Origin of the sequence: Pelomonas aquatica (assembly GCF_026712205.1) — a bacterium.
Lineage (GTDB): Bacteria > Pseudomonadota > Gammaproteobacteria > Burkholderiales > Burkholderiaceae_C > Pelomonas > Pelomonas aquatica.
This window is the reverse complement of record NZ_JAPPUW010000006.1, coordinates 143,985-160,093: the sequence shown is the minus strand read 5'-3', so window position 1 is coordinate 160,093 and position 16,109 is coordinate 143,985. Positions and strand designations below refer to the sequence as shown.

Sequence of the window (16,109 nt, the reverse complement as noted above, 5' to 3'; positions counted from 1 at the left end):
CCGATGTTCTCGCTGGATCGCGATTCGCCCACCCCGCTGGCCGACCAGATCGAGCAGCGCCTGCGCGCGCTGATCGGCTGCGCCCAGCTGCCGCCCGGTGCGCGGCTGAACTCCATCCGCCAGCTCGCCGCGCAGCTGGGCGTCAGCCCCAACACCGTCGTCATCGCCTACGACCGCCTCGTCGCCGCCGGCCTGATCGATTCGCGCGGCACGGCCGGCTTCTTCGTCGCCGAGGGGCCGGCCGACGCGATGCCCGACGCGGTGCGCGTGGAGGCCGGCGAGGAGCAGGAGGCCGTCTGGCTGGCCCAGCAGGCCAACGACCAGCGTTCCGGCGTGCTGCTGGCCAGCAGCGGCGCTTTGCCGGCCACCTGGCTGGAGGAGGCCGTGCCTGCCGCGGCCGTGCAGCGCGGCCTGGCGCGCGCCCACGCGGGCATGGCCACGCGCTGCCCGCCGCAGGGCCTGCCGGAGCTGCGCGAATGCATCGCGACGCTGCTGCGCAGCCAGGGCATCGCCGTGGACGCGGGCCGCGTGCTGACGACCTATGGCGGCACCCAGGCCATCGACCTGATCTGCCGCGCCTTGCTGCGCCCCGGCGACTCGGTGGCCGTGGAGACGCCGGGCTACTTCCTGCTGTTCGACCGCCTGCGCCAGGCCGGCGTGAACATCGTGCCGGTGCCGCGCCGCCACGACGGCATCGACCTGGCCGCGCTCGACGAAGCCTGCACCCGGCACCGGCCGCGCCTGCTCTTCATCCAGAGCGTGCTGCACAACCCCACCGGCTGGGGCAGCACGGCGGCCAATCTGCATCGCGTGCTGATGCTCGCGCAGCGCCACGGCGTGCTGATCGCGGAGGACGACGTGCAGGGGCATTTCCACCCAGGCACGCCGACGCGGCTGGCCCAGCTGTCGGCGCTGGACGGCGTCATCTACTACTCCAGCTTCTGCAAGGCCATGAGCCCGTCGCTGCGCCTGGGCTATATGGCCGCCGAGCCCGGACTGCTGAAGGCGCTGCTGCGCGAGAAGATCGTTTCGGTGCTGACGACGGCGGCGCTCAACGAGTTCGTGCTGCTGGAGGTGCTGTCGGCCGGGCGCTGGCGCAAGCACCTGGACCGCCTGCAGCAGCGCCTGGCCACGGCGCGCGTGGCCGCCACGCGCCAGCTGCGCCAGGCCGGCGTGCAGCTGGAGCACCCGGGCGAGGGCGGCCTCTTCCTGTGGGGCGCGCTGCCGGCCGGCGCGGACGTGGACGGCGTCGTGAAGGAGGCCTTCCGCCGCGGCATCCTGCTGGTGCGCGGCGCCACCTTCGCGGCCGACGGCGCCAGCGACCCGCACATCCGCTTCAACGCCGCCTTCAGCCAGCAGCCGCGGCTCGCGCAATACCTGCAGGAGCAGCTGGGCGCCGCGGCCAGCGCGCGCCTGGCGCTGGAGCGCGCCCGCAGCCCGCACCCGCCGCTGGGCAGCGAGCGTTGATCCGCGCCGTCCTTATGCGGCGCTAACGCGGCAGCCGCGAGAGTGGGGGCCTCTCCACCACGCATGCTCCGTATGGACGCCCTGTTTGAATCGCCCCGGCATCCGAGGAGGCTCCTTCGTTTGAGAACATGGAGCCATGATGAGGAAGTCCCCGAAGTTTTCCCCGGAAGTTGTCGAGCGCGCGGTGCGCATGGTGCTGGAGTCGCAAGGCCAGTACGAGTCGCAGTGGGCGGCCATCGAGTCCATCTCGGCCAAGATCGGCTGCACGGCCGAGACGCTGCGGCGCTGGGTTCGCCAAGCCGAGCGTGACGAGGGCCTGCGCGCCGGGCCCACCACCGCCGAGCAGCAGCGCATCCGCGAGTTGGAGCGCGAGGTGCGCGAGCTGCGCCAGACCAACGAGATTCTGAAGCTGGCCAGCGCGTTTTTCGCCAAGGCGGAGCTCGACCGCCACATCAAGAAGTGAGGCGCTTCATCGACGCGCAGCGCGAGCACTACGGGGTCGAGCTGATCTGCAAGGCGCTGCAGGTCGCCCCGTCGGGCTACTGGCGCCACGCCGCGCGTCAGCGCAAGCCGGCGCTGCTACCCGCCAGGGCGCGGCGTGATGCTCAACTGGCCCCGCAGGTCCAGCGTGTGTGGACGAGCCATCTGCAGGTGTACGGCCATCGCAAGGTCTGGCGCCAGCTGCGCCGCGAGGGCGTGGCTGTGGCGCGCTGCACCGTGCAGCGGCTGATGCGGCTGCAGGGCCTGCAAGGGGCCAGGCGAGGCAAGCGGGTGCGCACCACGCTGCCTGACGCCAAGGCGGCGTGCCCGCTGGACCGCGTCAACCGACAGTTCAAGGCCGAGCGGCCGAACCAGTTGTGGGTGAGCGACTTCACCTACGTCTCGACCTGGCAGGGCATGGTCTACGTGGCCTTCGTGGTCGATGTGTTCGCGCGCTTCATCGTCGGTTGGCGGGTCAGCAGTTCCATGCGGGCCGACTTCGTGCTCGATGCGCTGGAGCAGGCGCTGTACGCGCGCAAGCCCGAGCGCGACGGGGCGCTGATCCATCACTCGGACCGGGGCTCGCAGTACCTCAGCATCCGCTACAGCGAGCGGCTGGCCGAGGCGGGCATCCAGGGCTCGGTCGGCTCCAAGGGCGACAGCTACGACAACGCGCTGGCCGAGACGATCAACGGCCTGTTCAAGACCGAATTGATCCACCGCCGCGCACCGTGGAAGACCAAGGAAGCGGTCGAGCTGGCCACGCTCGAATGGGTCGCGTGGTTCAACCACCACCGGCTGCTGGAGCCCATCGGCTACATCCCGCCCTCCGAGGCCGAGGCAAACTACTACCGGCAACTCGCCCAACGTCAGGCCGCTGCGGTCTGACTCACACCAACTGGCCTCCACGAATGCCGGTGCGATTCACTCTGCTCGCAGATCGACGCGCCACGTGACCTGATCAGGGCACGCCTGGCCCGGCTTCATGTGGCCGGTCACCTAGTTGTCCATCGTCAAGACGGCGAGTTGCACACTTCCGCGGTTGCAGGAGGCATGCAATGACTTCAATCCTTGCACCATCTCGTCAGGGCGTATCGCTTCTCCATCTGACGGCGATTGCGAAGTCAGGCCACACCCGTCGGGTGCTAGCGCAGCTATGTGATTTGCCGCGCGCGACGTCCTCCTCCTCGGAGGTCGGGAGCGTCGTAGCCCGGCCGCTGAGCATGCCGTTCGCGCGTTGCTCCAACGAGTCGAATCAGAACCTGAGCAATTTCAGCGCCGATGAGGAGGGCCATTGAATGGACACCTCTTCAAAAAACGGCCGGCGGAGCGTTCCGGCCGGTGACGGCTCGCGCGCGGATCGCGTGCCCCGGGGAGCCTTTCGGCGACTGCTTTCCCAGCACCCGCGTATCTCACAGGCCCTCACAGCCTATCTGAACAAAAAGCCGCGGCCGGTTTCGCTAACGCTGCGCGAGCTGCGCCAAGTGCTCGTTCAGGCGTGCAAGCGCGAAGGCCTGGGAGACGACGACTATCCGCTCAACACCAGGAGCCTTGGCCGTCAGGCGCTCTCGCGGTGGGTTGAAGGGTTGTCGCAACCTTCGGTTCGGCTTCAACCCAAGAGGTGGCCCCGATGAGCGCCCGGAAATCGGAGATGCGTCGAAAGGCGCTGCTGCTCAAGTTGCCAAAGGACTTTCAGGAGTTCGCGTCGTGGCCGCGGGAGGCAAGGTCGACGATACCGGTAGATGAGCTGGATCGCTACGACGGCCTGTGCAAGGCGGCGGACCTGTTCACCAAGAAGCAGTCTGTTGCCGACCTTGCCAAGGCCGCCGGCATGCGGCCCTTCAGGGTCTTGGACTACATCGAGACGGCAATCGAGCCTTGGAAGGAAGGCAACGGCATCACGGGGACGCGAGCCTTTGTCCGCTTCAAAGTGCAGAGCAACCGGGTGCGCACTGCCGATCTCCAGCCGTCGGATCCGCAGGACGCTCCAACCGCCGGTTTCAGTGGCCTGTTTGGCAAGCTCTTTACCGACCGCCCCGCCATAGAAACCAAGCTCGTCGAGTTCCTGAACGGTAAACAAAGGCCGAACAAGATCGGCGACAAGACGCTGCACACCAAGTTTCAAGCGATCTGCAAGGAAGAGGGGCTGACTGACGAAGACTATCCCCTTCGGTGCGCGACCAAGGGGTTCAGACCGCTGCTGCGTTGGTTCAAGACGAAATACATCCCTCAATACCTGCTTGCACACATCAAGAAGAACAGCGGCAAGGCCGCAGCCGTGACGGCCGCGTCGTTGTCGGGTGATGGCGAAGCCAGGACGCCGTTCTGTGACTACCTGGCTTGGGTGATCGACGAGTGCGATTCCAACCTGGAAGCGAAGGTGATCATCCCAAGCGTGCGCTGGGGTGGGGACATCGTCCGCGTGCGCCGGTTTCCTGTCCTTCGCCTGCGTAGCCTCGGCGACTACGCGATGAACATCGCCTTCCAAGTCTGCTTCACGCGCCAGGCCAAGGGCGCGGACGTCATCAAGCTCCTCAAGAATGCAGTGCTCGGCCAGCCGGTTCCACCGATGGTGGATCCGAATATGAAGCCGGTTGAAGGGGCAGGCTTCCCGCAGGACATCTTCGAGAAGCTCAAGTTCGTTGTGCCGGTGGTGATCTATCTGGACAACGCCCTAGCCCACTTGTTCAACGACCTGCAAGAGGTGGTCATGCGGCTGTTCGGGGGGCGCGTGGTGTTGGGCCCTCCAGGCACGCCCTTAGGCCGACCCGAAGTCGAGTCCAACATCCATCGCACCCGAAAGTGCTTTGACCTTCAACTGCCCGGGGCACTAGGCAGCGGTCCGAAGGATCCGCTTCGCCAGATCGCCGATTGTCCGACCGAGAAGCTCGTGCACTTCAACCACTATGAGCAGGGTCTCTACTGTCAGCTGGCCAACGAGAACGTATCGGACTCGGCGTCAGCAGGCTACCTTGACTCCTTCACGCGGATGAAGGAACTGTTGGCCCGCGGAACTTTCGAGCCCAACTACTTGCCCGAGCACCAGCGAGAGGGCTACCACTTCTGTGCGCCCAAGCGGCTTCCGGTGAAGTGCGAGATCACCACCAGCGGGCGGCTTCCGTTCATTCTGATCAGCCCCGTGGATCGCCGCTATTCGAGCAAATGGCTGAAGGCCAATCCGCCCGATGGCGTCCGAGAGTACTGGATCTTGCAGGATTACGACGACTTGCGCACAGCCATCATCTGCAACGACGACATGGCCTACGTCGATACCTTGAGGTGCGAAGGGGACTGGGGCCGCGTGCCCTTCGACCATCGCATCCAGCAGATCATCAGCAGACGAAAGCAGGCTGCTCGCTTCAAGACCCAAGCCAAGGAGATATCGGTCTATCAGATGCTGCAGTTCCTGGCCGACGATGCCAAGACCGACTGGTCCATCGGGCAGGATTTCTGCTATTTCATGAGCTACCTGAAGCGCATGGTGACGCCGGAGGAGTTGGCTGCAGCACAGATCGAATACGGCAGCGAAGAGGCGCCCCTGGTCTACAACGATGGCTACGTGCCGCCGACCCCGATGAGGGCGCCCGCCACTCGTGACCCATCGACAGGGCCAGCGATGCCCGCGCCGGCGCGCTCGAGCGTGGCGCCCCGACTGCCTGGTCGCCGCTTCAATGTGCCGAGGGGGATGCGATGAGCGATAGCGTCAATGAACCGCCGGAAGATGCAGGACCTCTGCCGAGCAATGTCGAATCGCTCTATTTCTTCGAAGGCATCAGCTGGACGCCACAGATCGAAGATGCCGCACAGGCCGCGGCGCTGTGGATCAACTGCGACCAATGCGGCGCCGCTTTCTGGGGACTGCCACGGGTTGGGAAATCCGAGTTTGCCAAGTACTTCGAGAAAGTGGCCCTGGAGATGTTCGGTGGCACGGTCGTCGTCGTCCGGTTGCAGTTCGGCGGAGAACAGTTCAAGAAGCCCGAGCAACTGCTCAAGCGGGCCCTGACCAACTTGGGAGTTCGCTCAACAGCCCGCGAGCGTGAATCGTTGCGCATTCGGTTGATGGACGAAATCTGGTTGAAATGCACACCACAGACGCGGCGTGTCGTTGTGATCGGCGACGAACTGCAGAACGTTGCACCGGACCTGTACGGTGAATTCGCTTTGATGGAGGCGGCGATCTCAGAAAAGAAGTACATCCCTTGCCTCATATGCATTGGCCAGCCTGAACTTCAGTCCACGATTGCCAACGTCGACAAGAACCTGCACATCATGGGCCGGCAGTTCCAGGAACTGCGCGAGTTTCGTGGCTTGTCGTTCGACCAGATCGCCGAGTTCCTGCAGGCGCTGGATGGCGCGGATCACCACTTCACTTGGAAGCATTTTCCAAAGCGCGCTCAGGGCGGTTGGTCGATCGTCAGGTTGGTGCCAGCGATTGAGCAAGCAATCCGGTCCGTTCACGACGTCGACAAGATGAACATGGAGCTGTTCTTCCCGATGGCCTACCTCAGGCAGACCTTGAACTATCTGTTCTTCTTCCTGATCGACCCGGACAACGATCAGAAGGAGGTCACTCACCACACGGTGCTCGATGCGTTCGACCGAAACGGCTTCAAGAAGGTCATGCTGTCCTATTGCAAGGGCAAGGCGCCAGCGGTCGACCATCAGGAGGCGACGCAATGACAGACAGCTCACGCATCTGGAACCGTCACGGCAAGCAGTACCTTGACCTCAAACTGGAGAAGTCGGCCTTCATCGCCTTCGTCGAATTTTCGTCGGACATGGTGCTGGACGTCAGTGAGGCCGCCACGCTGTCCAAGCAGAAGTGGCAGATGAAGCCGTCCATCTTTCATCTGGGAGAGGAAGTCGCCCTGGACCTGGCAGAGGCGATGGCGATCGATCCGGCGATGTGGGCCCAGGCGCGCGGAGCGGACTTGCTGGCGGGGCGCCCGCCCAGGCGCGTCTTGCTCGGTGACTTGCGTTACTGCCGGTCGTGCTTGCAGGTGGGCAACCATTCCCCGCTGTTCCAGTTGCCTCAACTGGTTCTGTGCCCGATCCACCTGGAGCCGCTTCGGATGGGCTGCCCGCATTGCGGCCGCGCCATACCGACCAACGCGCTGGCGCTGGCGCGCAACCATTTCTACTGCGGCGCCTGCGATCACAACATGGCAAGCGAGCGTCGCCGGGCATCGGTCGGTTGCGCGGTTGGCCATCCATCCGTTGAGCGTTTCGCCGCCCTACGGCGGTTGGTGACCGATCCGCCGGCGCCGGGCGAATCGCGCAGCGAGCTTCGGTGCGACAGGCTGGCGGAGGTTGCCGCGAGTCCAGTGCTGGTGCGACTGCACCACGCACACGCCCTGTGGGGAGATCCGTCGATGGGTCTCGGGCTCCTCAAAATCCGGACGGAGTCATTCATGCTCGCTGCAGAAGATGGCCCTCTGAACCGCCCCAAGTTCTTCGCGTTGGTCCGTGGTGCCGTGATCGGGGCCTTTGAGGAGTTGGCCACGCGGCTCGCCAAGCACGTGAGATTGAAAGAGATGCCGCCAGGCGTGGAGAACGCGATGCATAGCGCGGCACGCGTGGACTTGCGTGTGTCGACGGTGGCTGCAGCGTTTTGGCAAACGGCAGCAGCCTTCGAAGTGCAGCGTTTCGTTCTGGGTGAATTGCCGCCACCCGCAGCTAAGGCTCAACCCTTTTGGTCTTGGCTGCCATCGCACACGGGCGCGATGCGTCTCCTGGTTGCCCGTCAGGTGCAAGCATTGTTCGTTCGCAGCCTCATCCGGATGAGCAAGCTGCGGTACGGCGTTCAGGTGGCGTGGTCCGAGTTGCCCGATCAGGCGCTTTTCCTGCTGCCCTGGCGCTTGCGCCCGACAGCCGAGCCGGGCGGACTCGAGTTCGAAGTTCGGACCCATGTGGACTTGAACACGGTGGATCGCCTGGCTTCGCGCTACCGGAGGCACTGGCTGATCGAAGCACCAGAGGACGCCTCGACGCTGGGTCTGGTGACCTCGACGACCGCGGGAAAGCCATCCCTGTCTTTGCCTGGCGACCCGCCGCTCGGTGCGGTGTCACAGCCATAAGCAACCGTGGCCTGGGCCGGATTCCGGCCTGTAGATCCCAGCGCCGTGTCTAGAGGTTGCCCCTGCGTCGCCCATCTTCGTCCAGGGGTGGCATCTGGCGTTGACGGCCGCCGGCAGCCGACCACGCCAAAACCAAAGTAACTAATTATGACCATTGATATCTCTGCAATTGCGAGGGCCGTGAGCAAGCAAGCCGCTGCAGACGACATTTCAATCAAGCTCGGCCATGCTCTGGAACTGGTCGCGGCTTGCCTGGGCTACACCTCGCTGTCTGCTTTGCAGACAGCCCAAGCAGTGGGGTCTGAGCTCAGGAACTTCCATAAGGCGCGGCACGTGGTCATCGATCTGGATTTGGCGCGGTGCCGAGCGCTGGCACTTGGGCACAGCGCGCTGGCCGGCTCTCTGCAGGAACTGCTTTCGGTGGCTTTCTCTACTCGAAGCAAATGGGCTGAAGTGCACACCGACTTCAAGATCTTCGAAGAGGCGTTGAAGCGCATGGTCGGACAACAGATGCTTGCAGACCCTGACGTCCTTGCGTCGATCGGCGGGGCGTACATGGAGGACCGTTTCAACATCTGCATCGATGACTCACTGGTGGCCGAGGAGGTACCGGTGTGCGAGCGCGTCAACATGACCTGGACCGGCCGCGTCACTCCAAAGGAGGGAGCGCATATTCCTGGGAATACGCTGCTGGTTGTTGCTGCCGTAAGCGCGTGGCGGATAGGAGAACGGTGCTTCGAAGGTCCGTTTGTCGAAGTCGTCAGACTGGCAGTGGCATAGAGGTGCGACGGATGTGATCCGGGTCTATGGCTGGCGGCGATTTGAGGCGTGGCGGGCTTGGAGCGGCTGGAGGGATCCCGAGAACAGCTTCACCATTGAGTGTGAGCGTCCGAGTGATGTATAACGGGCACGCCCTGGATGTCTGTCGGCCGTATCTAGGCCTGTCGCCCACGCATATCGACGGGGTTGAGCCGATGGGCGAGGTCGACACATTGCTGACCGTCGAGAACCTATCCACCTTCCATGAGTTGGCACGCCTTCCTTTGGCGGACCGGGGTTGCGCGTTGATCTACACAGCGGGCATGCCCAGCCCCTCATGGCTGCGGATCTACCGTCTGATGCTGAAGGCGCTACCTGATGCAGCTGAAGTCAGGCACTGGTGTGACATCGACGCCGGCGGGTTCCGAATTGCGAACCGGCTCGCCGCCGCCTGCCAAGATGAGGGGCGGGCACTCAGGCTGTACGGCATGGGTGGGGAGCTGAATAGAGAGACCCAAGAAGCAAGCGAGGGCGCCCGCAAGGCCCTCGACGATGGCGAGCTCCGGACGATTCGCCGGATCTGCGCGTCGCGCGACTGGAACCGGGAATGGGCCTTTGTCGACGAGCGAAAGCTTGCGTATGAACAGGAAGGCATGCGGGTCATCGTGCCGACGCCACGATAGTCAGGCGCCTCAGCTGTGCCTGGCGCTCGAGTCAAAGCTGCAGCGGGACGTACTTGGTCGTCTAGACAGATAGATTGAAGCGCTTCTCGAAGCGCTCTCGGATGACGAATTTGGGGGCGTGCTCGTCAGTCCTTCACGTCGACGCTGGCAATTCTCTTGGCCGTGGATACACTGCACCGCGTGAGACGCCTTTTCGTCATCCTGTTGATGATCGTCCTGCCGGTGCAGTTCACCTGGGCAGCGGCATCCGGGTTTTGCGGCCACGAAAGCGGCATTGCCGCGAAGCACTTCGGCCATCACGAGCACAAGCATTCCGGCCAGGCGCAGACCAAGGAAACCAAGGCGGCCAGCCTGTCGCATGCTGATTGCGAGATGTGCCATTTCGGCTTCAGCGTTCCGAGCGTGGATGTGCTGATCACCGCCGACTCACCCCCCAACCAGGATGTCTTTGCGGAGCCGCTAGAGCACGCGTCCCATATCCCTGGGCTGCCAGAACGACCTGACAGATTGCGCATCGCCTGATCCGGCGAGACGCGCGCTATCCCCTCTCTGACCTCGACGACGTCTCGTCGGATTCCCCGTTGGTTCATGCCACTAGGAGAATTCGATGCGAAAACGTTCGCTGGTACTTGCCAGCGCTGTGCTCATGTCCGCCGCCATGTGTTGGGTGGAGGTTTCAGCACAGCCGGCGTCTGCGCCGGCCGGTAAAGAGCCGGACCTGACCCTGGCTTTGGCTCTGCAGATCGCGGAGTCCAACAACGCCACCTTGCGGGCCACGCAGGCTCAGCTTGACGCCGCTCACGGCGCGCGCCGGGAGGCTCGTTCGCCGCTCTACAACAACCCGCAGGTGTCGATCGACCGCACGCGGCGGGATGTGCCGCAGGCAGGCTTGCCCACTGACCGCCGGTGGGAGTGGGGTGCGGGCATCACGCAGGCTTTGGAAATCGCCGGACAGCAGGGCCTGCGCCGTGACATCGCCGGCGCGTCACTCACGGCCGTACAAGAAGACATCGAGGCCACCCGGCGGGATGTTCGCGCCGAGGTGGCGCAGAAGTTCTTCCGCGTGCTCGGGCTGCAGCAGCGAATCACCGTCGAAGAACAGGCGGTGCGCCTGTTTGAAGGGACTGCCAACGCCGTTCAAAAGCGCAGGGCTGCCGGCGAGGACACCAAGCTCGACGCCAACTTAGCCGCCGTCGAGTCGGAGCGAGCGCATAACCAACTTGCCATGCTGCAAGAGCAGCGCGATGACGCCGCGGCTGAGCTAGGTGTCGCGATGCAGGCTGCCAGCCGCATCCTGCCTAAGGTTACCGGGGACCTGGAGCGAGGTCTGGATGCAGGTCTGCCGAACGTGGACGACCTGCTCGCGACAGCGTCCTCGCAGCCGCGACTGCGGTCGCTGACGGCGCGCGTCGACAGCGCGCGTTCCAAGCTTGGACTCGAGCGGGCAGGGCGGTACCCGGACGTCACAGTTGGCGTCAACGTCGGTCGGGAAGGCAGCATGGACGCGCGTGAGCGCCTCACCACGCTGTCGGTGTCCCTGCCCCTGCCGGTCTTCCGTCGCAACGACGCGGCCATCGGCCAAGCGTCCACGGACCTGACGCAGGCACAGATCGAACGCGAGGCGGCCCGGCGGGATCTCGACAGCCAGGTCCGGGTGCTCTGGTATCGCCTACAGAGCCTCAAGCAGAGGGTGCAGCGCCTTAAAGGCTCCGTGCTGCCCACGCTGGCGGACAACGAGCAGTTGTCTTTGAAGTCGCAGCGCGCGGGAGAGATTGGTCTCCTGGAACTCATCGTCGTGAACCGGCAGACGCTGGACGCGCGACGTGACCTCATCGACGCACTGGTCGATTTCCAGACCACCCGCATTGCCTTGGAACACGCCGCAGGGCGGGTTCCCGCCGAGGATCAAGGAACCCAACCATGAAGAACCGCCCAGTCGCCATCTTGGCATCGGTCGCAGCGATGGCCGTTGTCTTGGCTTTCAGTGGATGCGGCAAGTCCGACAAGCCTGATCCCGCCAAGTCTGCCGAGGCTCCCTCGGGAAAGGCCAGTGGTCCTGAAGGACTCAAGTTAGCGCCCGACGAGGCACAGCGTGCCGGCATCCAGTACGAGACCGTGCAAAACAAGCCGGTACCGGACGTCATCAGCGTCACGGCCACCATCCGCGTGAACCAGGACCGTATCGCGCGCGTCGCGCCGCGGGTCGAAGGACGCATCGTCGGGGTGTCGGCCAATCTGGGAGACCAGGTGAAGGCGGGGCAACCATTGGCCACACTGGACAGCCTTGCCATCGGTGAAGCTTCGGTGGCCTTGCTTCAGGCGCAGTCCACCGATCGTGCGGCTGAGGCGGACTTCAAGCGCGCATCCGCGCTGAACGCTGAGGAGATCATTGCGCAGAAGGACTTCCTCAGGCTCAAGGCCGAGCGCGAGCGCGCCGCTGTCGCCCTGCGTGCCGCCGAGGACCGGCTGAAGTTGCTGGGCGTGGATCCCAAGCGGCTGAGCCGCGTCGAATCCACGTTCCCGTTGACGGCGCCGCTGACTGGCACCGTGGTGCAGAAGAAGGCCACCGTTGGCGAATTGGGAACGCCCAGTGACCCGCTTTTCACCGTTGCTGACTTGTCGACCGTCTGGGTGGAAGCCAATCTCACCGAAAACCAGCTGGGCAAGGTGAGGCCCGGCGTCGCGGCGGGTGTGGTGGTGGCGGCCTATCCAGACCAGACCTTTCAGGGGAAGGTCACCTACGTGGCGAGTTTGCTGGACAAGGAGACCCGCACCATTCCCGCACGAATCGAGGTGGCCAACAGGGACGGCAGACTCAAGCCTGAGATGTTCGCCAAAGCGATCATCGATACGGGCGGCGACGCACCGACGTCTACGGCCATCAGCGTGCCAGATGCTGCCATCGTCCTCATGCAGGGGCAGCCGACCGTCTTCTTGTTCGCCAAGGGCGGGTACGAGCAGCGCGCCGTTGAGCTCGGCGACAAGCTCTCCGGACGTACTGTTGTCAAGTCGGGGTTGGTGGTCGGCGAGCAGGTCGTGATCGCAGGCACCTATGCGCTCAAGGCGCGCGTGCTGAAGTCGCAAATCGGCGACGAACACTGAGCAGGAGTCAACCATGCTCAATGCCATCGTCGACGCCTCCCTGCGCTACAAGGTCCTTGTCATCGTCGCCTTCACCGTGCTGGTGGGGCTGGGGGTACAGGCTTTCCGGGAAGTGCCTGTAGACGCGTTTCCGGACGTGACGCCCATACAGGTGAACATCTATACCGAATCCCCTGGCCTCGCTGCGGAGGATGTGGAGAAGCTGCTGACCACACCCATCGAAGGCGCCATGGCTGGCCTGCCGGGCGTGGAGGAGGTGCGTTCGGTCTCCCTCTTTGGCCTGTCCTATGTTGGCGTCTACTTCAAGGACAACGTCGACATCTACTTCGCGCGCCGCCTGGTTGGCGAGAAGCTGCAGGAGGCCAAGGAGCGCCTGCCGCAAGGCTACGGGGAGCCAGTGCTCGGACCGAACAGCTCCGGCCTTGGGCAGGTGTTCTGGTACACGATCGAGTCGGCGGACAGCAAGCTGACCGCGATGGATCTGCGCACGCTGCATGACTGGACAGTTCGGCTCATCCTGCGCACGGCACCGGGTGTGGACGATGTCATCTCTTGGGGCGGTCACGAGAAACAGTTCCAGGTCCAGATCGATCCGCGCAAGCTCATTAAGTACGGCCTGAGCTTTAAACAGGTGATGGAGCGCCTGGCAGCCAACAACAAGCAGGTCGGCGGCCAGTACATCAACCTCGGCGCGGAGCAGTACCTCGTGCGAGGCCTTGGGCTCGTCACAGGCACAGCTGACATCGGAACCATCGTCGTCGAGGAGCGCAATGGAGCGCCCATCTACGTTCGCGACATAGCCGAGGTGAAAGAAGCGCCGGCGTTGCGCTTCGGTGCCGTGACCCGCAACGGCAAGGAGACCGTGCTGGGCATGGCCCTGGCGCGCGTCAACGAGAACGCCAAAAGCGTCGTCGACGCGGTGAAGGCCAAGATCTCGACCGCCCAGGCGGCGTTGCCTAAGGGTGTAGAACTCAAGGCGATCTACGACCGCACGGAGATCGTCGCCAAGGCGTTGAAGACGGCCGAGAGCGCCCTGGTCGAAGGCTCGGTGCTGGTCGCGATCGTCCTGTTCCTGTTCCTGGGCGAGGTGCGCTCGGCCGTGGTGGTCATCGTGACCCTCCCGCTGGCCATGCTCATCGCCTTCCTGCTGATGAACCAGTTTGGTCTTTCCGCCAACCTGATGTCACTGGCCGGGTTGGCGATCGGGACCGGAATGATGGTCGACGGGGCTGTCGTCATGGTTGAGAACGCCTTCCGGCTTCTGGCCCACGCGAAGGAGTCGGGCGGGCCGATCGACAAGACGCACTTGATCCTCGAGGCTGCGCGCGAGGTGGCCAACCCGATCGCGTTTGCCATCCTCATCATCATCGTGGTCTTCATGCCGCTGTTTTCGCTCAGCGGTTTGGAGGGGAAGCTGTTCAAGCCGATGGCCCTGACCATCACCTTCGCGATGGCCGGCTCACTGCTCCTATCGCTGACCTTGGTACCGGTGCTTGCCGCTTTGATTCTCAAGCCTAAAGAGGAGAAGGACACCTTCATCGTGGCGCGCGCCAAGCGCGTGTACCTGCCGCTGCTGGACTGGGCGCTGGACAGAAAGCGCCTGGTCGTAGGCATCGCGGTCGTGCTGCTGATCGGCTCTTTGGCCCTGTTCCCCTTCCTGGGCAAGGAGTTCATGCCCCAACTGCAGGAAGGTTCCATCATGTTCCGGATCACCGGGATCCCGTCCACATCGCTGGATGAATCGATTCGGGTTTCGAACGAGGTGGACGCCAACCTGCGAAAGAACTTTCCGCAGGTGAAGACCGTGCTGGCAACCATCGGGCGCGCCGAACGGGGCGAGACGGCGGACGTGAACTACATGGAGGTGCTGCTGGAGCTCAAGCCGCAGTCCGAGTGGCCGGACAAGATCTCCTACGGTGGCCTGGCGTCCCAGATGCAAGAGTCGCTGGAGAAGCAGGTGCCGACGGCTGTCTTCGGCGCGACGCAGCCGATTCAGATGCGGGTGGAGGAACTGATCTCTGGCGTGCGCGCCACGTTGGCTCTGAAGTTGTATGGCGAGGATCTGAACACGCTGGACCGACTCACTGGTGAGATCAAAAACGTGCTGAACAAGGTGCCGGGCGTGGCCGACCTATCTGCCGAAGCCAACAAGGGCAAGCCGCAATTGGTCATCAAGGTCGATCGGGAGTCCGCAGCACGGTATGGGATCAATGCCGACGAGATCCTGGAGGTGGTTCAGGCCGGTATCGGCGGGGCCACGGTCAGCACGCTGATCGACGGAACCAAACGTTTCGATATCGCGGTACGCCTCGCTGACGAGTTCCGCGCCGACCCAGCTTCGATCGCGGCCATTCCGATCCGCACAGGGGAGGGTGCGCTCGTGCCGTTCTCGCAGGTGGCCAAGATCGAGATGGCCGAGGGCTACTCGTTTGTGCGCCGGGAATCGTTGCAGCGCTACTCCGTCCTGCAGATGGACGTCAAAGGCCGGGACGTGGACAGTTTCGTCAAGGAGGCCGGCACTCGCCTGACAGCTAACGTGAAGTTGCCGCCCGGCTACTGGGTCGAGTGGGGCGGGGCGTTCGAGAACCAACAGCGCGCCATGGCGCGCCTGGCGGTGATCGTGCCGCTGACCATCGGCTTGATCTTCATCCTGCTGTACACGGCATTCAACTCGGTCCGGCACGCGACGCTCATCATCGCCAACGTGCCCTTCGCCATCATCGGCGGCATCGTCGGGCTCTTCATCAGTGGCCAGTACCTGTCCGTGCCGTCAGCCATCGGCTTCATCGCGGTATTCGGCGTGGCCATGCTGAACGGCATCGTGATGGTCTCGTTCCTGAACGACCTGAGGCGCCAAGGCTTGCCGATTCGCGAGGCGGTGCGCCACGGGGCAGCGCTGCGCCTGCGACCGGTGCTGATGACGGCTTCGGTGGCCATCCTGGGTCTCATCCCGATGCTGATCTCGACTGGAGTCGGAGCGGAAACGCAGAGGCCCCTTGCCACGGTGGTGGTCGGCGGCCTTTTCACGTCGACGGCGCTCACCCTGCTGCTGCTGCCGCTCATCTACGAATGGTCCGAGTCCCGCGCGGCAGCACGTCAGGCCGCTAGGGAGCCGGCCGCGTCGCACGCCGCCAACGAGATTGGCGTGCACCACCCAGAACCACCCGAGGAGTCGACATGAAGCAGATCAAGGCCTACATCCATAGCCATCGCGCAGCAGACGTCATCGAGGCCATCAAGTCCACGAAGGCCTGGGAGATCCTGGACGGCGACCCGCATCACTACCACCTGAGCGCCACGCCTTCGCAGGGAACCCTTCCGCCGATCGACGACGCCGAACAGCACTTCTCCGTCAACCTCGGCCTCGCGGTGGTCAACGAAGTGCGGCTCGAGCTGCATTGCGACGACGACTGCGTCGATGAGATCGTCAAGGCGATCCGACGATCGGCGCGCACGGGCCAGCGCACGGCTGGCTGGGTCTACGTCACGACGATCGACGCCGCGCACGAAATTCATTGAACCGGCGCGGGAACTCCGCGCC

At 64.1% G+C, this 16,109-nt stretch carries 12 protein-coding genes and 1 other annotated feature; all 12 genes read left to right on the top strand.

Annotated elements, in window-relative coordinates:
• The first annotated feature begins 3 nt into the window (after positions 1–3).
• The 12 genes from NYP07_RS08290 (at position 4) to NYP07_RS08235 (ending at position 16,087) form a co-directional block, all read left to right on the top strand.
• Positions 4–1,467: an aminotransferase-like domain-containing protein gene (locus tag NYP07_RS08290; protein WP_268149269.1), complete on the top strand. Its 1,464-nt coding sequence runs from the start codon at positions 4–6 to the stop codon at positions 1,465–1,467.
• A gap of 139 nt (positions 1,468–1,606) precedes the next feature.
• A protein-coding gene (locus NYP07_RS08285; RefSeq protein WP_268149267.1) for an IS3 family transposase occupies positions 1,607–2,835 on the top strand; the annotation gives its coding sequence in 2 pieces (ribosomal slippage) (positions 1,607–1,898 and positions 1,898–2,835; 1,230 coding nt in all).
• Positions 1,885–2,001: a sequence feature (AL1L pseudoknot), on the top strand. (Overlaps the previous gene by 117 nt.)
• Before the next feature lie 742 nt (positions 2,836–3,577).
• Complete coding sequence (locus NYP07_RS08280) at positions 3,578–5,641, top strand: hypothetical protein (RefSeq protein ID WP_268149265.1); 2,064 nt, start codon at positions 3,578–3,580, stop codon at positions 5,639–5,641.
• On the top strand, positions 5,638–6,627 hold the full coding sequence (locus NYP07_RS08275; RefSeq protein WP_268149263.1) for an AAA family ATPase: 990 nt from the start codon (positions 5,638–5,640) through the stop codon (positions 6,625–6,627). Before NYP07_RS08280 ends, NYP07_RS08275 begins: the two co-directional genes overlap by 4 nt.
• Positions 6,624–8,024 (top strand): hypothetical protein, encoded by a 1,401-nt coding sequence (locus NYP07_RS08270; RefSeq protein ID WP_268149261.1) that lies wholly within the window; start codon positions 6,624–6,626, stop codon positions 8,022–8,024. Before NYP07_RS08275 ends, NYP07_RS08270 begins: the two co-directional genes overlap by 4 nt.
• A gap of 180 nt (positions 8,025–8,204) precedes the next feature.
• A complete protein-coding gene (locus NYP07_RS08265) occupies positions 8,205–8,804 on the top strand; it encodes a hypothetical protein (RefSeq protein ID WP_144397099.1) in 600 nt (199 codons plus the stop codon).
• A gap of 194 nt (positions 8,805–8,998) precedes the next feature.
• Positions 8,999–9,466: a Wadjet anti-phage system protein JetD domain-containing protein gene (locus NYP07_RS08260; protein ID WP_158218121.1), complete on the top strand. Its 468-nt coding sequence runs from the start codon at positions 8,999–9,001 to the stop codon at positions 9,464–9,466.
• 162 nt (positions 9,467–9,628) lie between these two features.
• Entirely contained in the window at positions 9,629–9,988 is a 360-nt protein-coding gene (locus NYP07_RS08255; RefSeq protein WP_268149257.1) for a hypothetical protein, read from the top strand.
• Between the two features lie 85 nt (positions 9,989–10,073).
• Complete coding sequence (locus NYP07_RS08250; RefSeq protein ID WP_088481198.1) at positions 10,074–11,390, top strand: TolC family protein; 1,317 nt, start codon at positions 10,074–10,076, stop codon at positions 11,388–11,390.
• Positions 11,387–12,568 (top strand): efflux RND transporter periplasmic adaptor subunit, encoded by a 1,182-nt coding sequence (locus NYP07_RS08245; protein WP_088481197.1) that lies wholly within the window; start codon positions 11,387–11,389, stop codon positions 12,566–12,568. The genes NYP07_RS08250 and NYP07_RS08245 overlap by 4 nt, the downstream gene beginning before the upstream one ends.
• Positions 12,569–12,581: 13 nt before the next feature.
• Positions 12,582–15,749 carry an efflux RND transporter permease subunit gene (locus NYP07_RS08240; protein ID WP_088481196.1) on the top strand — a complete coding sequence of 1,056 codons (3,168 nt, stop codon included), beginning with the start codon at positions 12,582–12,584 and terminating at the stop codon, positions 15,747–15,749.
• Positions 15,746–16,087: a P-II family nitrogen regulator gene (locus NYP07_RS08235; protein WP_268149253.1), complete on the top strand. Its 342-nt coding sequence runs from the start codon at positions 15,746–15,748 to the stop codon at positions 16,085–16,087. The genes NYP07_RS08240 and NYP07_RS08235 overlap by 4 nt, the downstream gene beginning before the upstream one ends.
• Positions 16,088–16,109: the final 22 nt, after the last annotated feature.